The sequence below is a fragment of the Acidocella sp. genome (assembly GCF_036489515.1).
In the GTDB taxonomy this organism is placed as follows: domain Bacteria; phylum Pseudomonadota; class Alphaproteobacteria; order Acetobacterales; family Acetobacteraceae; genus Acidocella.
The window spans coordinates 1-23,887 of the sequence record NZ_DASXFO010000042.1 but is presented as its reverse complement, the minus strand read 5'-3'; the positions used below and the strand labels follow the sequence as shown (position 1 = coordinate 23,887).

The window sequence follows — 23,887 nt, the reverse complement described above, 5'->3', positions numbered from 1 at the left end:
CACGATGCCAACATGGCAAAAATCCGCCCAGCTTTGGCTGACGATCTCGGCGCGGTGCAGGCGCTGGTGAACGCGGCATACGCGCATTACATCCCCCGCCTCGGTCGCGCGCCGGGGCCGATGACGGACGATTATGCCGCGGCGATCGCGCAGGGGCTCGTCCACGTTATCGAAATTGACAGCACGTTGACCGGGCTGGTGGTGCTGATTGCCGAGCCGGACGCGCTGCTGCTCGACAATATCGCGGTCGCGCCGGCGGCACAGGGGCAAAAAATCGGCCGTCGGCTGATGGCGTTCGCGGAAGACACGGCAAAACGGCTCGGTCTGCCGTGCCTCAGGCTCTATACGAACGAACTGATGACGGAAAACATCGGCTGGTACACAAGGCTCGGCTTCCGTGAGACGCATCGCGGCACGGAAGCGGGACTGCGGCGCGTCTATATGAGCCGGCGACTTGACTGAGAAAGGGAAGGCTTCTTTTTGTGAACAAAAAGAAGCAAAAAAACTTTATTAATTTGGGTCATGGGCGTTGCCGGGGACAAAGCCCATGGCCCAGCATAAACAAAAATTTTTGCGCTGCTTTTTTTAAAAAGCGGCCGCTTTCCTATAATCCGTTACCGTGCCGGTTTATCCGGCACGACGACTTTCAGGCCAATCTCATGTGCGGCCACCCAGCAGACGCTAACAAGCTGCCGTGTTCCGTCGGTATGTTCGAGGATGATCTCGTTGCCGATTTCAAGCTTCGGCATCGGCTTCAGGGCGATGCGGAAACCGCTGTTTGAGGCGTCGAGGATTTTGCAGGGTTGAACCCTGCCCTCTTCGCCTCCGAGAATGACACGCGTGCGCTGCGCCAACCGAGCAACGCCGGTGATCGGGCGGCGCTTTTCGCCCCGCTGCTCATCCCATTGCTCGGGTGGCTTCATCGTCGAGGCTTAAAGTTCGCTGGCGACGTTGTTGAACGTGCCGCCAATATTGCCACCAATGGCGCTCACAGCGCCGATGATCACAACCGCGATCAAGGCGGCGATGAGGGCATATTCGATCGCCGTAACGGCTTTATGGTCCGCCTTCAGCGCGTGGAGGACGCCAACGATATTCCCGACCATCACAGTGTTCCTACTTAACGTTGTAGCGTTCTGAAATTTACTAACTATTCGTCAACCGTCAATATCGACGCCAAAGTTTCACGAATTCTTGAAAAAACGCCGGAAGAGCACTGTGGCGCGGCACCGCCCGCCGCCGCGTCTCCCGGCGTGTGTCGGCCGGTTTTACGCCACGCAGCTCTCAAAACCGCGCCGCAGCGCCGGGCGGTTCAGGTCGCGGCCGATGAAGACGAGGCGGCTGGTGCGCTTCTCGTCGGCTTTCCAGGGCGCCAGAAAATCGCCGTCGGCGATCATGTGCACGGCCTGGAAGGCGAAGCGGCGGTCCTCGTTCTTGTAGGAGAGAATGCCCTTCGTGCGCAGCAGGTCCTGCCCCTGGGTCTGCAGGATATGGCCGATCCAGGTGTTGAATTTCTCGGCATCGAGCGGTTGGTCGGTGGAGAGGCTGATGCTGCTCAGATGCTCGTTATGGGTGTGCGAATCGTCCTCGAGAAAATCCGGCACGGAGGCGAGCACGCGCTGCAGGTCGAAGGCGTTGAGGCCGAGCAGCTTGTCGGCCGGGACATCGCCCCGGGTGGCCTTGTGGATGTCCGCGAAGCGGTTGATCTGGCGGATGCGGTCCTCGACGGCCTTCAGCTCTTCGGGCGTGACCAGGTCGAGCTTGTTGAGGACGATGACGTCGGCGAAGGCGATCTGGTCCGCCGCTTCCGGGGAATCCTCCAGGCGCGTCAGCAGGTGTTTGGCGTCCGCCACGGTGATGATCGCGTCCAGCCGGGTTTTCGCCTTCACGTCCTCGTCGACGAAAAAGGTCTGCGCCACCGGGGCCGGGTTGGCGAGGCCGGTGGTCTCGACGATGATGCCGTCGAATTTCTGCGCGCGCTTCATCAGCCCGCCGACGATGCGGATCAGGTCGCCGCGCACGGTGCAGCAGATGCAGCCATTGTTCATCTCGAACACTTCCTCGTCGGAATCGACGACGAGGTCGTTATCGACGCCCAGCTCGCCGAATTCGTTGATCACCACGGCGTATTTCTTGCCGTGATTCTCGGTGAGCAGGCGGTTGAGCAGCGTGGTCTTGCCGGCGCCGAGATAGCCGGTGAGCACGGTGACGGGGATGAGCGTGTCAGACATGATTTTGAGACCCATTCGGAAATTTAAACATCGCCAACGGCGCATTCATCAGAAGTCGATCAAGGAGCGTCCGAACCTTATGTAGGTTCCCGGCGCATCTCGTTCCAGCGCGCCGCGACCACGGAACGCTCGAGTTTCCGGACCCGCTCCCAGCCTAGTTGCGTCAGCCGCTCGCGCGCAAGCGGATCGGCGGCCAGCTTGAACATGGCCCCGGCGAGCGCCTCGTCATCGCCGACCGCGACATACAAAGCGGCCTCTTCCGCGGCCTCCGGAAGCCCCCCCTGACGGGTCGCGACCAAAGCCAGGCCACAAGCCATGCCTTCGATCGCCGTCAAGGGAAAGCCTTCGATCATCCGGCTCGGCATCGCGAGGATGGCAGCCTGCGCCATGGCCTGCAACACCTCGGACTGCGGAACATAGCCGGTATACACCACCCCCGCCTGTGCGGCTTCACGCCTGATATCCGTCGCGAACTGGGCTTCCTGCTGGTGCAAGCCGTAGCGTTCGCCGCCGATGATGCGGGCCGACCAGCCCGGCAGGCGCGGCAGGACTTTCGCGCAGGCCCGCACGAACACGTCGACGCCCTTATCGGGGGTGATGCGTCCGACAAACAGAAACTCCTGCCGCCGGGCTGCGCCGCGCGCCGGCATGCGGTCGAAATCGACCGGATTGTTCAGCGTGACAGGGCTTTTGGACGCGGAGTCCAGGCCGCTCATATAGCGGATCCGCAGGTCATCGGAGACTGTGACGATGCGGTGCAGGCGGCGCAGCGCTGTGCTGCGTTGCCGCACGGAAACCAACCCATGCATGGTCAGCGGGTTGTTGTGCAGCACCAGGGTGATTTTGATCCTGGGAAAGAGGCGGGCCAGGGTCAGCGCCAGATTCGGGTGCTGATGCACGTCGACACTGGCCGGGCGCAGGTTTCGCACGGCGCGGATCATGGCCCAGATATAGCCCAGCTGCGATCCCGACGACGGCGCCACGGCCCGAAACGCCACATCGGCAAAGCCGCCATCACCCACCGCACGGCCCAGGACGACCGCATCAGGCGTCGCCAGCGCCAGGCAATGCACCACGATGGAAATGGCCCCCGCATAATCCGGCGAAAATTTCTCGCGCGGCGGCAGCACCATCAAGACCGGCGCCGTCATGCGGAAGGGGCCTTGCCCGCCGTCGGACGCAGCGCCAGGCCGAGGCCCAGGATGAAGAACATCCAGCCCAGTATGTACAAAGCCGGGAATTCATCCGTGGAGCCGAGCGGCCAGGTGAAGGTCAGCACGCTGACGAACATGCCCACGCGCATCGGGTCCGGCGCCCGGAACAGGTTCCGCCCCAACGCCACCATCCAGGAGAGCATCATCAACGAAAACAGGATCAGGCCGGGCAGGCCCGCATCCACGAAGGCCTGGATGTAATAATTATGCGGGTGAAGGTTGCAGGCGCCCAAGGCCAGGCTGGTCGGGGCGATGCCCAGCGCCGGCAGGCCGGCGGAAAATTGCGGGGCCACGCATAGCTCGCGAAACCCGTTATAGCCCCAGCCATGCCACAGGGAGTTAAGCCCCATGACAGTCGCACGGGTGTACAGCTCGCCATAGGGGCTCAGGGAGAAGTGGCTGAGATTCTTGCTCGTCTCGTGGATGAGCTTGGCGTAGGTCGGCGGTGAGATCACCGGTGTCGCGACAATCACGATCGCGGCCGCGACGACGATGAAGACGGCGATGCCGCGCAGCTGGCGGATGAACAGAGCCGTCACCACCACGCCCAGGCCGGTCAACGCGACCCCCATGCGCTGCCCGATCAGCACCGATGTCACCACGCCGATGACCGCGAGCGCCGCACCTGCGCCGCGCCACAGCGTGGTGCCGCGCGCGAGCATGGCCAACGCCACCGGCAGCATCGCCGGGAACAGCAGGTGCATGTAGGGCGCGCCGGCGCGCGGCTTCCAGAACGGCCCGGTCAGCGAGCCGTCCAGCCAGCGGTGATCGCCGAAAATGTTGGTGCCGGTGAGATATTGCTGCCAGCTCTCGATGCCGATCCAGAAGCAGGAAAGCGCCAGGGTGAGCCACGCCGCCTTCTGCGCGCGGGGCGTGACCAGCAGCCAGGTCTGCAGGGCCACCGTGAACAGCAGGAAACGCAGGATCACCAAAGCCTGGACAAAGCCCATGACCCAGCCGGCCGAGCCGAACGAGGCGAAGGGCAACGGCGTGGAGCACAGCAGCAGCCAGGCCAGCCAGACCAGAGCGAGCACGAACCAGGGCTGCCGCGCCCAGGCGATATCGCGCCGCTGCGCCATGCAGACCAGAAACAGCACATCGACGATGGCGATGCAGATTTCCGCCAGGACAAAGGCATGCAGCAATCCAAGGGGCACCAGGAGCGCAGCCGCGAGTGCGATCCTCCTCAAGCTGTCAGGTCGCATCAAAGCTTCTTGTCATCCCTCGAGGATTGGAGAATGGTCTGGTAGCAATCGATCATGCGTTTTGTCACCGTCTCGCGCGTGAAACCGGCGCGAAATTCGGCATGGCCGCCGGCTTCGATGCGCTCTTTCAGGGCCGGCTCGTCCAGCACACGTCGGATCGAAGCGGCCAGCGCCGACGGCGCGTCGGCGGGCACGAGCATGCCGTTTTCACCGTCGCGGATATAGGCGCGCGGGCCGTCGCTCTCGCAGGCGATGAACGCCGTGCGGGTCGACCAGGCATCCAGGATCACCGTGCCGAACGGTTCATAACGCGACGGGAGCAGGCAGATATCCGCGGCCCCCAGCAAGGCGCCGCGATCGGTCCGCCAGCCCAGGAAGCGCACCCGCTCCAGCACGTTCAACTTGCGGGCAAGCTGCTCCAGCTCCTGGCGGAGCGGGCCCTCGCCGGCGATCCACAAATAGCAATCCGGCAGCGCGGGCAGCGCCTGCAGCACCGTGTCCAGGCCCTTGGTGGGGTGGAGGCGCGACAGGGTCAGCAGGACCCGCGCATCGGCCGGGGTGTCCAAGGTCGCGCGGTCGAGCGGGGCGCTGGGCTCGATCGAGGGGAAAGTCGGCACATAGAAGGCGCGATCGGCGGCGACACCGGAGTCGCGCATATGGCGCACCAGATCCTGCGTGACGCCGATGAAGGCCGAGCAATGCGAAAAATGCTTATATTCCTCGTAGTCGCCATACCAGCCGACCACCGCGGCCTGGTGGTGCGCGTCCTGCGGCACCAGGCTGGCGGCGCGGCGCATCCAGCAATGGATCAGATCGGGCTTTTCCTGCTCGATCAGCTGGCGCAGACGGCGTTTCTGCCAGGGGCGGAAGCCGGTCTCCAGCGGCGCCGTCGCCAGGCGCAGCCCGGCGCGGCTGAACTCGGCGCGGCGGAGGGCGGCCGGATGCAGCACCACGCACTGGTCCACCCCGGCCTCATGCAGGCTCAACATGATGTCGGTCGAGTACAACTCGGCCCCGCCATTGCCCCGCGCCGCCATGATTTGAAGAATACGCATCGAGGCGGGTGCTTAACCGTGAAATGCGGGGGCGGCAACTTTGGCAGACAAGCAAAGAAAAAGACTACTTTTTGTGAACAAAAAGTAGCAAAAAAACTTTATTATGCTGGGCCGTGGGCTTTGTCGCCGACAACGCCCACGGCCCAGCATAATAAAAATTTTTGCGCCGCTTTTTTTAAAAAGCGGCTACTTTCTTTCTAAGCGCGGACGGTGACGTAGGTGCCCGGCGCAGGCTCGATCGCCTGCAGCCCTTCGCCCGGGATCCGTGCCGGAACCTTGCTGTGGTCCAGACCTGCCACCCAATGCTGCCAGTCCGGCCACCAGGAGCCGGCCACCTCGGTCGCGCCCTCCACCCAAGCGTCGGCGGTATCGGGTAACGCGTCGTTGATGAAGTGGTTGTACTTGCCGCCCTCCGGCGGATTGACCACGCCGGCGATATGGCCGGAGGCGGCGAGCACGAAGCGCGCCTTGCCGCTGAACAGCCGCGCGCCGCGATAGGTGCTGGTCCAGGGGGCGATGTGATCCTCGCGGCAGGAGAGGAAATAGACCGGGATGTCGATCTTCCGCAGGTCGACCGGCACGCCCTTCATCGACAGGCCGCCCGGCTGGGAGAGCAGGTTCTTCTGGTACATGTTGCGCAGATAGAAGGAGTGCATGGCCGGCGGCATGCGCGTCGCGTCGGAGTTCCAGTACAGCAGGTCGAAGGGGAACGGCTCCTTGCCGAGCAGGTAGTTGTTCACCACGAAGGACCAGATTAGGTCGTTGGCGCGCAGCATGTTGAAGGTGGTCGCCATCTCGTTGCCCTCGAGATAGCCGCGGCGCTGCATGCGCTCTTCCAGCGTGCTCAGCTGCTCCTCGTCGATGAACACGCCGAGTTCGCCGGCGTCGGAGAAATCGGTGAGGGTGACGAGGAAGGTCGCGGATTTGACGCGGTCATCGCCACGCGCCTTCATATAGGCGAGGGTCGCCGCCAGCAGCGTGCCGCCGAGGCAATAGCCGATCGCGTTCACCTCGCGCGTCTCCGTGGCCTTCTCGATCGCGTCCAGCGCCGCGAACACGCCCTCGACCATGTAATCGTCGAAATTCTTGCCCGCCAGGCTGGCGTCGGGGTTCACCCAGCTGACCATGAACACGGTGTGGCCCTGGGAAACCAGGTAGCGCACCAGGGAATTCTTCGGCCGCAGGTCGAGAATATAGAATTTGTTGATCCAGGGCGGGAAGATCACCAGCGGCCGGGCGTGAACCTTTGCAGTGGTCGGCGTGTACTGGATCAGCTGCATCAGTTCGTTCTGGAACACCACCTGGCCGTCCGCGACGGCGATGTTGCCGCCGACCTTGAAGGCCTCGGTGTCGGTCATCTTGATGCGCAGATTGCCCCGCCCCTGCTCCAGATCGTTGAGCAGGTTGTTGAGGCCGCGCACCAGGTTCTCGCCCCCCGATTCGCGGGTGCGGCGCAGCACTTCCGGGTTGGTGAGGAGGAAATTCGACGGGCTCAGCGCGTTGATGAACTGGCGCGCGTAAAAATCGATTTTTTGCGCGGTTTTCGGCGGCAGGCCGTCCACCTTGCCGATCACGTCGTTGATGTAGCGGGCGGAGAGCAGGTAGGATTGCTTGATGAAGTCGAAGACCTCGTTCTGCTGCCAGGCCGGGTCGACGAACCGCTTGTCCTTGGGGTCGCTCTGGATCACCGGCTCCGCCACCTCGCCCAGCATGCGCCGCGTGGTGTTCTGCCACAGCGTCATATAGTCCTTCCACAGGCCCATCTGCGCGCGCATCAGCACCGTCGGGTTGGCGAGCAGCTTGGCGGTCATTTCCAGAAAGGCGCCGCCGACATTCAGCGGGTCGAGGCTGACCCCTTCCTGGGCTTGGCGCTTCAGCCAGTCATTGACCAGACGCTGTGAGCGGGCGGCGATGTCGGCCATCGAGCGGCCCATGAATTCCGGATCGGGGAGTTTGATATCCGTTTGTTCTGGTTCTTTGGTCTCGGGCATAGGACGATCCTTTCCGTGGCGACGGTTCTCGGGCAAACAGGCCCCGGACGGGTTCCCGCCACGAGCGGCCCGCCGTGCATTTTTGATTACGGGGTAGAAAGTAATGGCCGGTCGGCGTCTGGGTGCGGCATCGGGTATTCTGACATTGTTTTTGGCCGGTTGTTCTGGTCCCGTCGGCTTGTACCATAGCATCGAAGGTGGTGCGATCGCCCAGCACCGGCAACCCCCGCCGGGCTATAACCTGCCCTACCCGAATCTCGCCGACGTGCCGGCCGCGCCGAAGCCGGAAGCCCCCAATGCGCAGGCGAAGATCGCTGCCCAGGTCACCAACACGGGGACCGGCGTTTCCGCCCCCTCGCCCGCGGCGCTGGCCGGGCTGGTGCTGCCCGGTGCACCGCCGCCTCTGCCCAACATTCCCGGCCTGGATCTGCCGGCCACGCCGTCGACCCCGCCGCCGCCGAAAATCGTGACACCGAAACCGCAAACGCCACCCAACCCGCCGCCCGTATCGCTCGCTTTCAATGCCGGCTCGGCGGTGCTGCCCTTCCAGAATGTGGCGCCGCTGCGCACCGTCGCGGCGAAGCGGGGCGAGGCGCATGTGCTGGTCGGCGGTTTCGGCGACGGCTCGCTCACCCTCGCTCTGGCGCGGGCACGGCGGCTGGCCGACCAGCTCACCGCCGAGGGCGTGCCGCCCCGCGTGATAAATCTCGTCGCGAGCCGGGACGGTTCTGGCGGCTTCGTGCAATTGGTATATTAGACAAGCGGCTAGCCCTTCATACGTAACCAAAGAACCATTGAGCGTCTCATGTCCGAAGAATTCCACCGCATCCGCCGCCTGCCCCCTTATGTCTTCGCTGAGGTGAACGCCGCCAAGGCCAAGGCACGCGCCGCTGCCGAGGACATCATCGATCTCGGCATGGGCAATCCGGATAGCGCGACGCCCCCGCATATCGTCGCCAAGCTGGTGGAGACCGTGCAGGATCCGCGCAGCCATCGCTATTCCATGAGCAAGGGCATTCCCGGCCTGCGCCGGGCGCTGGCCGGCTACTACGCGCGCCGCTTCGACGTTAAGCTGGACCCCGAGACGGAGGTGATCGCCACCCTCGGCTCCAAGGAGGGGCTGGCCAATCTCGCCGCCGCGATCACCAGCCCGGGCGACACGATCCTGGTGCCCAACCCGTCCTACCCGATCCACCAGTTCGGCTTCATCATCGCCGGCGCCTCGGTGCGCTCGATCCCGGCCGAGCCGGGCGAAGAGATGCTGCGCGCGATCGACCGCGCGGTGCGCCATTCCGTGCCGAAGCCGACCGCACTGATCGTGAATTTCCCGTCCAACCCGACCGCCTATATGGCGGACCTGGACTTCTACAAGGAGCTGGTGGCGCTGGCGCGCAAGACCGAGCTCTTCATCATCTCCGACCTCGCCTATGGGGAGATCTATTTCGACGGCAACCCGCCGCCTTCCGTGCTGCAGGTGGAGGGGGCCAAGGACATTACGGTGGAGTTCACCTCAATGTCGAAAACCTATTCGATGCCGGGCTGGCGCATGGGCTTCGCCGCCGGCAACCCGCGGCTGATCGCCGCTCTGGCGCGGATGAAGTCCTATCTCGACTACGGCGCGTTCACACCGATCCAGGTCGCGGCCACGGCGGCGCTGAACGGACCGCAGGACTGCGTCGAGGAGATGCGCGTGCTGTATCGCGAGCGGCGCGACATCCTCATCAAGGGGCTGCATGCCGCCGGCTGGGACGTGCCCTCCCCGGCCGGCTCGATGTTCGCCTGGGCGCCGATTCCGCCGCGCTTCGCGCATCTGGGCAGCGTCGAATTCTCCAAGCTGCTGCTGGCCAAGGCCAAGGTGGCGGTGGCGCCGGGCATCGGCTTCGGCGAATACGGCGACACCCATGTGCGCATCGCGCTGGTGGAAAACCAGCACCGGCTGCGCCAGGCGATGCGCAACATCCGCAATTTTCTGGCAACCGATAATGGCGGCCCCGTGGACGCCCAGAGTGAGACGGCACTGTAAATATGAATTCCGCTAAGCGTGAGGCGATGCGCCCTCTGAAAGTCGGCATCGCCGGTCTGGGCACGGTGGGCGGCGGCGTGATGCGCCTGCTGCGCGACAATGCCGAAATGATCACCGCGCGGGCGGGACGGCCGATCGTCGTCACCGCTGTCTCGGCGCGCGACCGCTCGCGCGACCGCGGCGTGGCGCTGGACGGGGTGCGCTGGCACGAGTCCCCGACGGCGCTGGCCGCCGATGACGCGGTCGATGTGGTAGTGGAGCTGATCGGCGGTTCGAACGGCCCGGCCAAGGCCTTGGTCGAGCAGGCGCTGGCGGCGAAGCGCCCGGTGGTCACCGCCAACAAGGCGCTGCTTGCCTTGCATGGCGCGGCGCTGGCGCAGGCGGCGGCCGAGGCGGGCGTGACCCTGGCCTATGAGGCCGCGGTCGCGGGCGGGATTCCGGTGATCAAGGCGCTGCGCGAGGGGCTGGCCGCGAACCGGATCGACCGCGTCGCCGGCATCCTCAACGGCACCTGCAACTACATCCTCACCACCATGCGCGAGGAGGGCCGCGACTTCGCCGAGGTGCTCGCCGACGCGCAGGAGCTCGGTTATGCGGAGGCCGATCCGGCCTTCGACATCGACGGCGTGGACGCCGCGCACAAGCTGGCGATTCTCGCCGCCCTCGCCTTCGGCCGGCAGGTCGATTTCGCCGCCGTGCATGTCGAGGGCATCCGCCGCATCAGCGCGCTGGACATCAAATTCGCAGAAGAGCTCGGCTACCGGATCAAGCTGCTGGGCATCGCCCACCGCACCGCCGAAGGTGTGGCGATGCGCGTGCACCCTTCCATGGTGCCCGGGCAGAGCCTGCTGGCCTCGGTCGAGGGCGTGTACAACGCCGTGCTGCTGGAGAGCGATTTCGCCGGCACGGTGTTCCTGCAAGGCCGCGGCGCCGGGGCCGGCCCGACCGCGAGCGCGGTGGTGGCCGACCTGATCGACATCGCCCGCGGCACCGACGTGCCGGTCTGGGGAACGGCTTCCGCACGGCTTGAAGCAGGTCAGGCCGTGCCCATCGCCCACCATGTCGGCGCGTATTTCCTGCGCCTGATGGTGGTGGACCAGCCCGGCGTGCTGGCCGATGTGACCGCGATCCTGCGCGAGCACCACATCTCGCTCGCCTCGATGCTGCAGCACGGGCGCAAGCCCGGCGAGGCGGTGCCGATCGTGCTCGTCACCCATGAAACCCACGAGGCCGCGGTGGCCAAGGCGCTAACGCGCATCGCCGAGTTGGAATCGGTGCTCGAGGCGCCCACCTTGATCCGTATCGAGCCAAAGTGAAGGAGTCTCACCCTATGACCGCACGTCGCCTGGAAGACGTCTCGGACCGCAACCTCGCGCTGGAACTGGTCCGCGTGACGGAGGCCGCAGCAATCGCCGCCTCGCGCTGGATCGGCCGCGGCAAGAAGAACGAGGCCGATGGCGCGGCCGTGGAAGCCATGCGCAAAGCCTTCGACACCGTCGCCATCGACGGCACGGTGGTGATCGGCGAAGGCGAGATGGATGAAGCGCCGATGCTCTATATCGGCGAGAAAGTCGGCCAGGGCGGCCCGGCGATGGACATCGCCGTCGACCCGCTGGAAGGCACTTCGATCACCGCCAAAGGCGGGCCGAACGCCATCGCCACCGTGGCGCTGGCCGAGCACGGCAATTTCCTGCACGCGCCGGATATCTACATGGACAAGATCGCCGTGGGCGGCGGGCTGCCCGACGATGTCGTGGCACTCGACGCGCCGGTCGCGGAAAACCTGAAGAATCTGGCCCGGGCGAAGGCTGTGGACATCGCCGAACTGATGGTCTGCATGCTCGACCGTGACCGCCACGCCGAAGCCATCGCGAAAATCCGCGAAGCGGGGGCGCGGATCATGCTGATCGGCGACGGCGACGTGGCGGGCGTGATCGCCGCCTCGCAACCCGGCGCCGGCATCGACATGTATCTCGGTTCCGGCGGGGCGCCGGAGGGCGTGCTTGCCGCCGCCGCTTTGCGCTGCATCGGCGGACAGATGCAGGGCAGATTGCTGTTCGAGGACCAGGCGCAGATCGACCGCGCCCGCACCATGGGCATCACCGACCCCAGCCGCATCTATACCATCACGGAAATGGCCAAGGGCGACGTGATGTTCGCCGCGACCGGCGTGACCGGCGGCCCGATGCTGCGCGGCGTGCACCGCTCCGGGCACAGCGCGGTGACGCATTCCATCGTCATGCGCAGCAAGTCCGGCACGGTGCGCTATGTCGAGGCGCACCATAATTTCACGAAGAAGATGTGGGCGCCCGAGTAAGGGAAGGAAAGCAGCCGCTTTTTAAAAAAAGCGGCGCAAAAATTTTTGTTATGCTGGGCCATGGGCGGTGTCGGCGACAACGCCTCTGGCCCAGATTCATAAAGTTTTTTGCTACTTTTTGTTCACAAAAAGTAGCCTTCTCTTTCCTGCATAAAAAAAGCGGAGCCTAGGCTCCGCTTTTTGGTTACCGGCGCAGGTTGAGGCGGCCGATCAGGTCCTGGTAGCGCTTGACGCTCTTGCGCTTCAGGTAGTCGAGCAGCGAGCGGCGCTGGCCGACCAGCACCAGCAGGCCGCGGCGCGAATGGAAGTCCTTCGCATGCGTCTTGAGATGCTCGGTGAGGTTGGAGATGCGCTCGGAGAGCAGAGCGACCTGCACTTCCGGGCTGCCGGTGTCGTTGGCGGTGGTGGCGTATTCGGCAATCAGCACCGTGCGGCGCTCAGGCGTAATCGACATCGTGATGATCCTTCACGAAAATTGTTGAAGCAAGCGCTCCGGTTTCAGCCAGCCTTCGGAAAGGCGGGCCAGCGCCAGAACACGCCCTGCCGCCAGAACTCGGACCAGCCCCTCATCGGGATTGGCCTCGTCTGGAATCCGCCCCATCAGGTCGACCAGGCTGATCGCCTGACCCTGGGAAAGGGCGTGGGCCTCGCTTGCCGTCAGGGCCAGTGCCGGGATGTCGTCCAGCGCGGTCTCGAGCGGCCGAACGAGTTCGGCAAGAGTGTGGGGCGTATGCGCCGGATCGAGCAGATTGTCCAGCGAAACCGCCATGTTTTCCAGGAACGGGCCAACCCGCAGCCGACGCAGGACGGTAATATGTCCGACCGTGCCGCAGGCGCGGGCGAGGTCGCGGGCGAGCGAGCGCATATAGACGCCCTTGCCGGATTCCACCTCGAACTCGGCGATGTCGGGGTGCGGCCGGCCGATCAGCTCGAACCGGTCGACCTGCGCCGGGCGCGGCGGCAGGTCGGGCGGGGCGCCGGCGCGGGCGAGGTCATAGGCGCGCTCGCCCTCGACCTTGATGGCCGAGAAGGCGGGCGGGACCTGCATGATGCTGCCGCGGAAGGCGGGCAGTACGGCGCGGATCTCGTCATCGCTCGGGCGCACGTCGCTGGTCGCTGTGACCGCGCCCTCGGCATCGTCGGTGTCGCGCGCCTCGCCGAAGGTGATGGTGAAATGATAGCGTTTGGTGCCGTCCATCACGTAAGGCACGGTTTTCGTGGCGTTGCCCAGCGCGATCGGCAGAAGGCCCGTCGCCAGAGGGTCCAGGGTGCCCCCATGCCCGGCCTTCTGCGCATCGAGCGCGCGTTTCACCTTGTTGACCGCCTGCGTGCTGGTGATCCCCCGCGGTTTGTCGAGAATCAGCCAGCCGTCGATTTTGCGGCCTCGCTTTTGCCGAGCCATATACAGTCCATTCGAAATTGAAGGCTGGCTGATAGCGAAAGCCGAGCGGGAGCGAAAGCCGGGAGCGGACGGAGAGAACAAGTCGGCTCCGCGCCTGCGGTGGACCGAGCCGTCGGCGGTTGGGTTGTTAACTATTTGGTAACTTTCGTCTGGCCACATGGAGAAGCCGGCGGAGGCGGGGCCGGTGCCCTTGCGCGGGACGTTCCATGTCAGATCAGGGATCGACTCATGGTTTTCAGCAGAATCTGTCCGCTCCGAATCCAGCCCTGGGCCACACGCCACAGAAGTCGGGAATAAAACGGGACAAATTCTTCGGCTTCACCCAGGACGAGGCGAGCGCCCTGGTGCTGCATGAGGCGCTGGCGGAATGCCTGCCGCCGAACACGCCCATTCACGTGACTGATTTTCGCGCAGCCCTGGCACGCCTCGACGGCATGCCGACGCCGGAGGTGATTCTCGTCGATATCTCCGAAGAGGACCAGCCGATCAACGCGCTCGGCGCGCTGGCGGACAGGGTGGAGCCGGGCACCACGGTGCTGGCCATCGGCACCATCCAGAACGTCAATTTCTACCGCACCGTGACCAAAGACTTAGGGGTCCACGACTATCTGGCGAAACCGCTGCGTCCCGAGACGGTGGCCGACGCTTTTCGGCCGATCATCGTCGGTCGGCAGCCCGCCCCCGCTCTGCTGCGCGGCGGCCGGATGACGACCTTTTTCGGAGCGCGCGGCGGTGTCGGCACCACGACGATCGCCACCAGCCTGGGCTGGCTGATCGGCACCCGGCTGCATCGGCACACCGTCATCCTGGACACCAATCTTCACGCCGGCACGGTGGCGCTGAGCTGCAACATGGCGGCCAGTAACGGGCTGATGACAGCGCTGGAGACGCCGGAACGGCTGGACGCCCTGCTGGTGGCACGTTCCGTACGGCCGTTCGCCGAGCGGGTGGATATTCTGGCGGGGCAGGAAGCGCTGCACCGGAATATCACCTATCAGCCGGGTAGTGCGGCGCCGCTGCTTCAGAGCTTACGGGAACGGTATAACTTTCTGGTCGTGGATGCCGGTGCCAGGCTTGAGCCGTTTGCCCGGGATGTGCTGTCCCTGACACCGCAGCTTATCATCTTGATGGATCCGAGCCCCGTATCCATTCGCAACATGGCCCGTCTGCTCTCGCTGCTGGGCGGACCCACCCAGGGGCCGCGACCGATGCTCGTGCTGAACCACGCCGGCGCCCCGGGCGGATTGGCCATTCCCGCCATGGAGAAGGCCATGGGCGCGCGCTTCGACGCGGTGATCCCGGATCTGCCACGGATCGTGCCGAAAAACACCCAGCTTGGCCTCCAGCCGGCGGCGCTGCGCGGGCCGTTCCGCCAGGCGATCACTGAACTTGCCGCGGCTCTGGACATCGCAACGCTGGGCGATGCCGCTTAGAAAGAGGCCGCTTTTTGAAAAAAGCGGCGCAAAAACTTTTGGTTCCGCTGGGCCTGGGGCGGCGAAACCAGCACGGCCCAGATTAACAAAGTTTTTTTGCTTCTTTTTGTTCACAAAAAGAAGCCTTCCTCTTCGCTTGCCCTTGCGGCGCGGCGGATCCGATTAGGCTTCTACGCACAATTCAGCTATAAAGCGCGGTATTGCTGACGATTCTGGAGCCTCCGCTTTTATGTCCGAGTCCACCCCGCCGAACCCGTCCGAACCCACCAATCCTGACGCCTATGATGCCGCTTCGATCAGCGTTCTGAAGGGGCTCGACGCGGTCCGCAAACGACCGGGCATGTATATCGGCGATACCGATGACGGCTCGGGTCTGCACCATATGGGCTTCGAGATCATCGACAACGCGGTGGACGAGGCGCAAGCTGGTTATGCCACGGTGGTAGTGGCGGTGCTGAACGGCGATGGCAGCATGACCGTCCGCGATGACGGCCGCGGCATCCCCACCGACATCCACACCGAGGAAGGCGTTTCCGCCGCCGAGGTGGTGCTGACCAAACTGCATGCCGGCGGCAAGTTCAACCAGAACTCCTACAAGGTCTCGGGCGGTCTGCACGGTGTCGGCGCCGCCGTGGTGAACGCATTGTCGGAATGGATGGACGTGCGGATCTGGCGCAATGGCGCTGAGCATTTCATCCGGTTCCAGCATGGCGAGACTCAGGCGCCGCTGGCGCTGGTCGGCCCGTCGGAGCACCCGAACGGCACCGAGGTGACGTTCAAGCCCTCCTCCGGCACCTTCACCCATGTCGAGTTCGATTATGGCGTGTTCGAGCGGCGCTTACGCGAACTCGCCTTCCTGAATTCAGGGCTGACGATCATTTTGCGTGACGAACGGCATGAGCCGCTCCAGGAAGCGAAATTCTGCTACCAGGGCGGCGTGAAGGAATTCGCCGTCTGGCTAGACCGGGCGAAGACCTCGGTCCTGCCGACGCCGATCACCGCCATGGCCGAAGCCGCGGACAGCGGCATCAAGGTGGAATTCGCGCTGACCTGGAACGATTCCTACCACGAGACGATGCTCTGTTTCACCAACAACATCACGCAGCGCGACGGCGGCACGCATCTGGCCGGGTTCCGCGCCGCGCTGACCCGCGTGGTGTCGCGCTACGCGCAGAGCCTGAGCAAAAAAGACAATATGGATTTCTCCGGCGAGGACATGCGCGAAGGGCTGACCGCCGTGCTCTCCGTCAAAGTGCCGGATCCGAAGTTCTCCTCGCAGACCAAAGACAAATTGATCAGCTCCGAAGTGCAGCCGGTGGTGCAGGCGGCGGTGGCCGATGCGCTAAGCCATTGGTTCGAGACGCATCCGAAGGAAGCGAAGAACATCGCGCAAAAGGTGATGGACGCCGCGGCCGCGCGCGAGGCGGCGCGCAAGGCGCGCGAGCTAACCCGCCGCAAGGGCGTGCTCGACATCTCCTCCCTGCCCGGCAAGCTGGCCGACTGCCAGGAACGCGACCCGGCCAAGTCCGAACTGTTCCTAGTCGAGGGTGACTCCGCAGGCGGCTCCGCGAAACAGGGGCGCGACCGGAAATTCCAGGCGATCCTGCCGCTGAAAGGCAAGATCCTGAACGTGGAGCGCGCGCGCTTCGACAAGATGCTGGGCAGCCAGGAAATCGGCACGCTGATCACAGCACTCGGCACCGGCATCGGCCATGGCGAGCCGGAGCAAGGCGGGTTCGACGCCACCAAACTGCGCTATCACCGCATCGTCATCATGACGGACGCGGATGTCGACGGCTCGCATATCCGCACGCTGCTGCTGACCTTCTTCTACCGGCAAATGCCGAAGCTGATCGAGCAGGGATATCTGTATATCGCGCAGCCGCCGCTCTATCGCGCCAAGCGCGGCAATGACGAGCGCTACCTGAAGGATGACGAGGCGCTGGAGGCGTATCTGCTGGAACGGGCGCTGGGCGAGGCGTCGCTGCAGGCGGCGGACGGGAAGCTGTTTGCCGGCGACGAACTGCGCGGCGAAATGACCTTGCTCGGCCAGGTGGTGCACCGGCTGCAAGCTCTCTCGCGCCTGCTGCCGGTGATGTATCTCGAGCAGATGGCGATTGCCGGCATGCTGGCGCCGGATGCGCTGGGCCAGCCGGAACGCGACCAGGCGCTGGCGGCGCGGCTGAACGGCAATGCGCCGATGGCCGAGCGCGGCTGGGTGGTGACGTCGGACGCCTCGGGCGTGACACTGGGGCGCATGGTGCGCGGTGTAGCCGAGCGCTACACGGTGGACGCGGCGGTGCTGCGCACCACCGAGGCGCGCTATCTGGCCGAGCACGCCCAGCACCTGGCCACCCTGTTCGGGCCTGAGACCACGCTGACGCTGGACGGCACGCCCAAGCCGGTGCACGGCCCGGCGGCGTTGTGGGAGGCGATGCTGGGCTTTGGCCGCAAGGGCCTCGCCATCAACCGCTTCAAAGGGTTGGGGGAGATGAACCCCGAACAGCTCTGGAAGACCACGCTGGACCCCGAGGTGCGCCGCCTGCTGCAGGTGAAGATCGCCGATGCCGAGGATACCGACCAGATTTTCACGACGCTGATGGGCGACATCGTCGAGCCACGGCGTGAGTTCATCGTCAGCAACGCCTTGAAAGTGGCGAACCTGGATACGTGACGAAAGTGTGATTGGTCCCTCTCACAAATAGTGAGAAATACGACTCAAATAGTCTGAATGGAACCAAAAGTGCGCACGAGAGCACCCAGAACCTTGAATCAAGGAACCATATATCTAAAGCAGTCGGGCGTTCTGGGCATTCCATGAAATAATGCGACTATTGGTCCGGCTCAAAGTGTGGGAGAGTTCATGGGATACCCGGAATGCGAGTCCAATTTGATCGTGGCTCACTAACTGGTGGTTGGGTTTGTGGTTTCTCAGAGAGGTTGCCACTAGGGAGATAGAAGTTGGCCCCCACCTCTGGCCGACTCGATGTGGGCACAAAGCTCGAGAGAGCTGTCTGGAAGGAAGCAAAAAGTCCACCCATAAATGAGACTATTGGGCACTTCCAAGACCATTTGCACTCCAACAGGCTGTTCTCAATTCGACAAAATCCCACGTCGGATAACGGTCAATCTTTAGTTGTGGTGCCTGCGCGTCAGCGGGTGACGAATGACGCCTGCGGGTCATGAACCTAGCGAACCAACTATTTTCCGTGCCGCAATCACGACTTTTCAACGGTACTTAAGAATTACGTATTGCTGGTTTTGGTAGGGTGAAGCACTCAGATATTTTTGGCGGCTGCTACGAAATTTTCCAGTAGGCCGTTTGTTCCCGTCGTCGCCGCCCAGTATTCTTGCTTGCCGTCATTCCAGTAGCTGATGGCCATCCCCTTGTAGACGGCATCACGAATGCCGTGGGCAGCCTCTCCGTCGGCGGACCAGATGCATAAGGTGATCGTCTGACTATCTTTCGAATAGGCTAATACCCGTGCGGGATGGCCTGCAACGATATCGGATCGAGACGCTGTCAAGCGAAAACCGGGAATAGCCGGGCCAGAATTGTTGACGGCAACAGTCGGCGAAAGGCTGCCACGTAATGCGGCATCCCGAACGCTCATTAAATCCTGCGTCGGGTTCTGGTGCGGCAAAAGCAAGATTGCGAGCATCGCCGCGATCGCGGTGCCGGCGGCAAGCCAGGCGATGCGGCGACGAACCGGGCGTGGTCGAAACGGGATGACATTGGGCGATTCTGGCTGCTGTATCTCGCGGTCCAGCAACCCAGCGATTTTTTCATAAAATTCTGAGGAGACGTCTTCTTCTGGGTATTCCTGTTGCAAAGCCGCGCGCAGCGCGATCAGTTCGGTCAGGTGTTTGGCGCAATCTTGGCAGGCTGTGATGTGCCGCGCCAGGGGAACGATTTCCGCGGCACGCAATTCTCCATCCAACATCGCATTCAACTGTTCAGAATAAGATTCGTGGTTCATGATGCTGCCTTATCCTCGTCGGCCAACCATGCGGTGCGTAGATCATCCCGCGCGCGAGAGAGCCGGGACATAACCGTGCCCACCGGAATTTCGAGTGCGGCAGCGATTTGCGTGTAGGAAAGATCGGCGAATTCCCGCATCACAAGAATTTCGCGCAACGGTCCCGGCAACGCCGCGATCAGGCCACGCAACCGGGTGGAATTGTCCTTGGCGAGGGCTTGCTGTTCCGGGTCCGGCGCCGAATCCGCGATGCTCTGAAGCCATTTGTCGTCTGAGGCGACCGACCTGGTCATCGGCCGGTCGCGGTGTACATTACGCATGATCGCAGCCATCCATGGTTTGAAACCGTCGCCTTTGTAGCTGCCGAAGTAACGTAGCGCCCGCAAAACACTTTCTTGCACCAGGTCATCAGCGGCCGATTGGTTGCCGGTAAGGGCAACGCCAACGCGCCGTAGATAGCCGAGCTCCGGCAGGAGCAAAGCCCGAAACTGCACGGTATGATCTTCACCTACCACCGCCACGTAGCCCCCGGTAAGGATGATTAAGACATTACTGGACGTCGATAGCGCCACGCATATCCGGGTGGATTGCGCAACGATATTTGAATTGACCGGCCTTGGTAAACACGAATTTCCAGCTTTCGCCGGGGTCGATCGCGCCACTATCGAAGCTCTTCCCATCCAACGCGGTCGCGGTGTGCGGAATGCTGTCTTGGTTGGTCCAGATGACGGTATCGCCGGCATGCACGGTAAGGGTAGCCGGCGTAAATGTGTAATTGTTGATGGTGACGGTCTCCGTGGCGGCCAACGCGGGTGCGGCGGCCAGCAGGACCGCAACGGTCGTGGCCATGACGCTTTTGGGTAAATACATATGGTTCCTCCTCAGGATAGCGCTATATCGGTGACGGCGAGCGTGCCGGACGTATGGGTCATGCTGGCATTGGTGATGCCGAGATATTCGCCGATTTCGCCGGTCGGGATCGTTAGAATAGGTCCTTCGTGCGGCGCCGTGCCGGCGATCGGTTGCGGGAAGGCGGTGGAGCGCGCCGTATGGAATTTAATATTTCCTTCCACCTTTTGCACGATCTGATGGATATGTCCGTTCAGCAGCGTAACCGAACCGTACGGACGCAGCAGTGCCAGTGCGGCGGCAGAATCACCCGTACCCCATCCCCACCTGGCATAGATCGTCCATAGCGGGATGTGCGCAAAAATCACGATCGGTGTCGAAGGACTGACGGCCCGCAGGTCGTCGGCAAGCCAAGCGATCTGATCGGAGCCCAACAGCCATTGACCATCCGGAGCGCTGTGCAGAACGTTCGACAGGCCAATAAAATGCACGCCGTGATCGTTGAAACTGTACCAGCCATCTCCCTTTGTGCCTTTGCCGTAACGGGAGAGGTACAGGGTTTTGCCCGGATCGAGCATGTCATGTTCACCCGGCACATGGTGAATGGGTAGCCCAGCCGTGGCATTGATACGATCGGCGATATCGAATTCCTCCACTTTGGCTAGGTGGCTTATATCACCCGTGTGCAGCATGAAGGCGGGTTTTTGAGGTAGCGCCTGCACTTTGCCAATTGCTTCCTGCAACGTGCCGGCAACGTCGTGGTAAGGGCCAGCCTTGAAGCCGATATGATTATCGCTCATTTGGACAAAACTGAACTCATCGGTCGTGGTGGCCTCGGCTTCACCGATGAGTCCAAGGGTACGCGGCACGCCGGCAACCATGGTCCACACCATGCCGGTGCCCATCCACCCGGCGCAAGCCAAGGCTACGCGACGGGATGGATTTCTGAGGCCGGCATCAATATCGTGATGATCGTTCATTCTTGTGCGCTCCTTACATTGACCACCACAAGACCGCCGCGACGCAACTTTATTCTAGAATTGTCGTGATATTTCCGTAATATTCAAGTTCCCACCAGTCGCCTGCAAAAGACTACGGAATTGTAGACATCCGTGACAGACATTCAGCCACCGGTTCCAACGGGCCACATTTGGGCGTCCGATTCGTCGTTTTGCTCGATATTGGCGTTCTTGAGGGTGCTGACTTGGCCTTGCAGGGCTTTCACTTCGGAGCGCAACTCGTTGACCTGATAGGGAAGGTTGTCGGTGGCGTGCTGGGCGTACGTTGTGCCAGTGGCGTCGGATGGTGTGTGGACGATGGAGGCGGCCCCCGCAGGGCCACACAGGCCGGCGGCAAGTGCCACTACGACGATGAATTTGTTCATCACAGGTTTCCTTAATATCCTCCGCTTCACAATGAAGCAGCTCGGATGCAGGCAATACCGGTGGAGCAGTGCGTATATTCCACGAAGCTTGCACCGCTCTCATCAAACGAAAGTGATGACCTCTTCAAGTGGATTTCGACCGGTTCATAATTGTTGAATACTGATCGAAAAACGGTTGGGTCGGCACTTTGAATGACAGAACCAAGCGAATGATCGCTTGTCGGTTACCACGACGCGCGGTTCATACTGCAGGCCCTTCAGCAGCCGCTTAAAGAAGCGCTTGGCCGCTCCGCCATCTCGACGGCTCTGCACGAGGATGTCCAGAACCACGCCGTCTTGATCGACGGCGCGCCAAAGATAGCGAAGCTCACCCTGAATGCGAATGAAAACCTCATCCAGGTGCCATGTCGCCTGGGCTGCGGCCGTCTGCGCCGAAACTTGCTCGCGACGCTCGCCCTGCGCTCATCCGCGACCTCATCGCCGAGACCTATCCAGAGCAGTTTCATGACTCGCCCCGCTCGGTTGGCAGCACATCTTCTCATTGCGCATCAGCAGGCCTTCGACATAGCCGCGGGGGGCGGCACTGCCGGTCTCTGGCGGAACCTGGCGCATCGCTACGCGCTATGCCCGCTGTGCCCACACGCTCTTCTCAGCCAGAATGCATCGCAGCCTCAGTCGCCTGTCAATAAGCTATTGATAAGGATCAACTAACAGACTAACTGTGGCGCACAATAAGCGGTTTAGTCCGACGCCGTATTTGGGAACATGGAGAAAATCAATTTTGACCATACGTAGACGATCTTTGCTCAGCGCTGCCGGTGCTGGCTTGGCGCTGGCAGGCCTGCCCTTGGCTCGGGCCAGGGCGGAGAGCGACATTACCGCCCAACTCGCTGGTTACATGGCGGGCGCGGGCGTCGCAAAACTGCCGGACGAGGTTGTGACGGCCTGTAAGCTTCATGTTCTGGATACATTCGGGGCGATGGTGTCCGGCTCTCGTCTGCGGCCCGGCGAGGACGCCATCGCTTATGTGAAGAGCCTGGGCGGCAACCCGGAGGCCACCGTGGTCGGCACCGAGCTGCGGACCAATGTGGTCGAGGCGGCCTTAGCCAATGCCATGTGTGCGCATTCCGACGAGACCGATGATTTCGAGGCCAGCACCAAGGCGCATCCAGGCAGCTCCACCGTGCCGGCGGCTTTGGCCATGGCTGAATGGCAGGGGCGCGACGGCGCCAATTTCATCCGCGGGGTGACGCTAGGTTATGATCTCGGCTGCCGGCTAATCCTGGCGCTGGGGCAGGCATCAGTGCGCGGGCACCACCGCAGTGCTGAAGGCACGTCTTCGACCTTCTGCGCCTTGGGCGGTGCAGCCGTGCCAGCCGGGCTCAATGAGATGCAGATGCGCTATGCCATCTCCTATGCGTCCCAGCAGGTTTCTGGTCTGTGGAGCTGGGTGGAGGACAGCCAGCACATCGAAAAATCCTTCGATTTTTCCGGCATGGGCGCACGTAATGGCGTGATGGCGGTGAGCATGGTGAAGTCGGGCATGACCGGCGTTAGCGATGTGCTGGACACCCAGCATAATCTCTTCGCGGCGATCTCCCTGGCGCCGCAACCGGAGCTGATGGTGGCCGGGCTGGGCAAGGATTTCTACATCACCAAGACTTCGATCAAGGCTTATTCCGTCGGCTATCCGATCCAGTCGGTGATCGACGCGATGCTCAAGCTGCGGAAGCAATATCGTTTGACGCCTGATAATGTGAAGGCGATCCAGGTGCAGTTGCCCACGGATGCGGTGGGCATTGTCGGGGCCAGCGCAATGCCGGATGTGAATTGCCCCTATATTGTCGCGGTGGCGTTGCTCAAAGGCCGCGTCTCCTTCAAGGATGCGGATGATTTCGCGCAGATGCGCCAGCCGGAGATCATGGCACAGATCGCCAAGGTGACGGTGGTGGCGGACGAGGCGTTGATGGACCCGGCGGCTCCTCGCGGAGCAATTGTCACCGTCACCACTAATGATGGCCAGAAGTTCCAGCATTTCACGAAATACCCGCCGGGCACGGCGGAAAATCCGATGAGCCCGGATGATGTTGCGGATAAAGCGAGGGATCTGATGGGGCCAGTGCTGGGTAGCCAGAAGACCGAAGCGCTGATCAAAGCCATCATGCAATTGGAGACGCTGAAGGATATCCGGCAGCTGCGCGGGCTGATCACCGCATAGGCCGTGGGGCCGGGCGATATAGTCCCGCCGGGCCCCACTGAAATTTATACAGTTTTTTGGATGCCGCTTTTTACAATAAAAGGCGGCCTATCTTTCAGCCGCGCGCTCGGCAAGCCCAGCCGCTCCGCCAGATTGATGATGGCCAGCACACTGCCGCGCAGATTGATCATGCCCTTGATGTAGGGCGGCGCGTGCAGGAGGGGGAGGAAATCCCCCCTGATTTCCCGAATGGCCCGGATGCTCAGGGCAAATTCCTGAGCGCCAGACGCACGCACAGCAGCTGATTGCTTTTGCCCATGGAACGAAACAAATCGTGGGCCATGATCAGAATTCGCTCCAGCCTTCTTGCGCATCGGCGAGCGCCACGTGCTTCGCCTCATCCTGGCGTGGCAGCGCGACGACCTTGCGCGCGGAAGCGGTCACGACGCGCTTCTTCGGCGGCGTCTTGGGTGCGGCCCGCTTGAGCACCGGGGCTGCGGCGCTCTCGCCGATATGGAATTGCCCCACGAGCCTGGCGAGCTCTTGGGCTTCGCTCGAGAGGCCGTGGCTCGCCGCCGTCGCTTGCTCGACCATCGCCGCATTCTG

Annotated in this window: 24 protein-coding genes and 1 pseudogene; 8 read left to right on the top strand and 17 right to left on the bottom strand. The window is 62.8% G+C overall.

All coding sequences use genetic code 11. The features are described from left to right. Window positions 1-12 precede the first annotated feature (12 nt). Complete coding sequence (locus tag VGG47_RS06285) at window positions 13-462, top strand: GNAT family N-acetyltransferase (protein WP_331536552.1); 450 nt, start codon at window positions 13-15, stop codon at window positions 460-462. Between the two features lie 152 nt (window positions 463-614). Here VGG47_RS06285 and VGG47_RS06280 read toward each other — a convergent pair whose 3' ends face one another. From VGG47_RS06280 to phaC, 7 genes are all read right to left on the bottom strand, one after another. Next, window positions 615-923 (bottom strand): hypothetical protein, encoded by a 309-nt coding sequence (locus VGG47_RS06280; protein WP_331536550.1) that lies wholly within the window; start codon window positions 921-923, stop codon window positions 615-617. Window positions 924-932: 9 nt separating this feature from the next. Continuing rightward, the gene (locus VGG47_RS06275) at window positions 933-1,106 is read right to left on the bottom strand and encodes a Flp family type IVb pilin (RefSeq protein ID WP_331536548.1); all 174 of its coding nucleotides are present in this window, start codon (window positions 1,104-1,106) and stop codon (window positions 933-935) included. 162 nt (window positions 1,107-1,268) lie between these two features. Beyond that, on the bottom strand, window positions 1,269-2,231 hold the full coding sequence (locus VGG47_RS06270; protein WP_331536546.1) for a CobW family GTP-binding protein: 963 nt from the start codon (window positions 2,229-2,231) through the stop codon (window positions 1,269-1,271). A 77-nt stretch (window positions 2,232-2,308) separates the two neighbouring features. Then, complete coding sequence (locus tag VGG47_RS06265; protein WP_331536544.1) at window positions 2,309-3,382, bottom strand: glycosyltransferase family 4 protein; 1,074 nt, start codon at window positions 3,380-3,382, stop codon at window positions 2,309-2,311. Beyond that, a complete protein-coding gene (locus VGG47_RS06260; RefSeq protein WP_331536542.1) occupies window positions 3,379-4,650 on the bottom strand; it encodes an O-antigen ligase family protein in 1,272 nt (423 codons plus the stop codon). Before VGG47_RS06260 ends, VGG47_RS06265 begins: the two co-directional genes overlap by 4 nt. Then, window positions 4,650-5,705 (bottom strand): glycosyltransferase, encoded by a 1,056-nt coding sequence (locus tag VGG47_RS06255; RefSeq protein WP_331536540.1) that lies wholly within the window; start codon window positions 5,703-5,705, stop codon window positions 4,650-4,652. The genes VGG47_RS06260 and VGG47_RS06255 overlap by 1 nt, the downstream gene beginning before the upstream one ends. Before the next feature lie 197 nt (window positions 5,706-5,902). Further along, a complete protein-coding gene (phaC, locus tag VGG47_RS06250; RefSeq protein WP_331536538.1) occupies window positions 5,903-7,696 on the bottom strand; it encodes a class I poly(R)-hydroxyalkanoic acid synthase in 1,794 nt (597 codons plus the stop codon). Between the two features lie 103 nt (window positions 7,697-7,799). Here phaC and VGG47_RS06245 point away from each other — a divergent pair, with 103 nt between their 5' ends. The 4 genes from VGG47_RS06245 to glpX are packed head-to-tail and all read left to right on the top strand — an operon-like array spanning window position 7,800 to window position 12,036. Next, entirely contained in the window at window positions 7,800-8,453 is a 654-nt protein-coding gene (locus VGG47_RS06245) for a hypothetical protein (RefSeq protein WP_331536536.1), read from the top strand. 48 nt (window positions 8,454-8,501) lie between these two features. Continuing rightward, window positions 8,502-9,719 (top strand): LL-diaminopimelate aminotransferase, encoded by a 1,218-nt coding sequence (locus VGG47_RS06240; RefSeq protein WP_331536534.1) that lies wholly within the window; start codon window positions 8,502-8,504, stop codon window positions 9,717-9,719. Between the two features lie 2 nt (window positions 9,720-9,721). Continuing rightward, complete coding sequence (locus tag VGG47_RS06235) at window positions 9,722-11,035, top strand: homoserine dehydrogenase (protein WP_331536532.1); 1,314 nt, start codon at window positions 9,722-9,724, stop codon at window positions 11,033-11,035. Window positions 11,036-11,049: 14 nt separating this feature from the next. Then, window positions 11,050-12,036 (top strand): class II fructose-bisphosphatase, encoded by a 987-nt coding sequence (glpX, locus tag VGG47_RS06230; protein WP_331536530.1) that lies wholly within the window; start codon window positions 11,050-11,052, stop codon window positions 12,034-12,036. Between the two features lie 184 nt (window positions 12,037-12,220). Here glpX and rpsO read toward each other — a convergent pair whose 3' ends face one another. Together rpsO and truB are read right to left on the bottom strand one after the other, a co-directional pair. Beyond that, window positions 12,221-12,490: a 30S ribosomal protein S15 gene (gene rpsO / locus VGG47_RS06225; protein WP_331536528.1), complete on the bottom strand. Its 270-nt coding sequence runs from the start codon at window positions 12,488-12,490 to the stop codon at window positions 12,221-12,223. A gap of 12 nt (window positions 12,491-12,502) precedes the next feature. Continuing rightward, the gene (gene truB, locus VGG47_RS06220; RefSeq protein WP_331536526.1) at window positions 12,503-13,438 is read right to left on the bottom strand and encodes a tRNA pseudouridine(55) synthase TruB; all 936 of its coding nucleotides are present in this window, start codon (window positions 13,436-13,438) and stop codon (window positions 12,503-12,505) included. Between the two features lie 206 nt (window positions 13,439-13,644). Here truB and VGG47_RS06215 point away from each other — a divergent pair, with 206 nt between their 5' ends. Both VGG47_RS06215 and gyrB read left to right on the top strand, forming a co-directional pair. Next, on the top strand, window positions 13,645-14,871 hold the full coding sequence (locus tag VGG47_RS06215) for an AAA family ATPase (RefSeq protein WP_331536524.1): 1,227 nt from the start codon (window positions 13,645-13,647) through the stop codon (window positions 14,869-14,871). Between the two features lie 229 nt (window positions 14,872-15,100). Then, window positions 15,101-17,545 (top strand): DNA topoisomerase (ATP-hydrolyzing) subunit B, encoded by a 2,445-nt coding sequence (gyrB, locus tag VGG47_RS06210; RefSeq protein WP_331536522.1) that lies wholly within the window; start codon window positions 15,101-15,103, stop codon window positions 17,543-17,545. Window positions 17,546-18,149: 604 nt separating this feature from the next. Here gyrB and VGG47_RS06205 read toward each other — a convergent pair. The 6 genes from VGG47_RS06205 to VGG47_RS06180 form a co-directional block, all read right to left on the bottom strand. Further along, on the bottom strand, window positions 18,150-18,851 hold the full coding sequence (locus VGG47_RS06205; RefSeq protein ID WP_331536520.1) for an anti-sigma factor family protein: 702 nt from the start codon (window positions 18,849-18,851) through the stop codon (window positions 18,150-18,152). After that, on the bottom strand, window positions 18,848-19,345 hold the full coding sequence (locus VGG47_RS06200; protein ID WP_331536645.1) for an RNA polymerase sigma factor: 498 nt from the start codon (window positions 19,343-19,345) through the stop codon (window positions 18,848-18,850). The genes VGG47_RS06205 and VGG47_RS06200 overlap by 4 nt, the downstream gene beginning before the upstream one ends. 55 nt (window positions 19,346-19,400) lie before the next feature. Further along, complete coding sequence (locus tag VGG47_RS06195; protein ID WP_331536518.1) at window positions 19,401-19,721, bottom strand: cupredoxin domain-containing protein; 321 nt, start codon at window positions 19,719-19,721, stop codon at window positions 19,401-19,403. Between the two features lie 11 nt (window positions 19,722-19,732). After that, complete coding sequence (locus VGG47_RS06190; protein WP_331536516.1) at window positions 19,733-20,680, bottom strand: metallophosphoesterase family protein; 948 nt, start codon at window positions 20,678-20,680, stop codon at window positions 19,733-19,735. Between the two features lie 143 nt (window positions 20,681-20,823). Further along, complete coding sequence (locus VGG47_RS06185) at window positions 20,824-21,084, bottom strand: hypothetical protein (protein WP_331536514.1); 261 nt, start codon at window positions 21,082-21,084, stop codon at window positions 20,824-20,826. Between the two features lie 144 nt (window positions 21,085-21,228). Beyond that, window positions 21,229-21,483, bottom strand: coding sequence for a DDE-type integrase/transposase/recombinase (locus VGG47_RS06180; RefSeq protein ID WP_408841618.1), 255 nt, complete (start codon window positions 21,481-21,483; stop codon window positions 21,229-21,231). Window positions 21,484-21,865: 382 nt separating this feature from the next. On the opposite strand from VGG47_RS06180, the gene VGG47_RS06175 reads away from it, so the two are divergent. Beyond that, window positions 21,866-23,302 carry an MmgE/PrpD family protein gene (locus VGG47_RS06175; protein ID WP_331536512.1) on the top strand — a complete coding sequence of 479 codons (1,437 nt, stop codon included), beginning with the start codon at window positions 21,866-21,868 and terminating at the stop codon, window positions 23,300-23,302. Between the two features lie 44 nt (window positions 23,303-23,346). On the opposite strand, the gene VGG47_RS06170 is transcribed toward VGG47_RS06175, so the two are convergent. Further along, complete coding sequence (locus tag VGG47_RS06170) at window positions 23,347-23,655, bottom strand: chemotaxis protein CheW (RefSeq protein ID WP_331536510.1); 309 nt, start codon at window positions 23,653-23,655, stop codon at window positions 23,347-23,349. Further along, a pseudogene (locus VGG47_RS06165) lies at window positions 23,627-23,887 on the bottom strand (methyl-accepting chemotaxis protein); the annotation flags it as partial. The gene VGG47_RS06170 and the pseudogene VGG47_RS06165, both read right to left, overlap by 29 nt.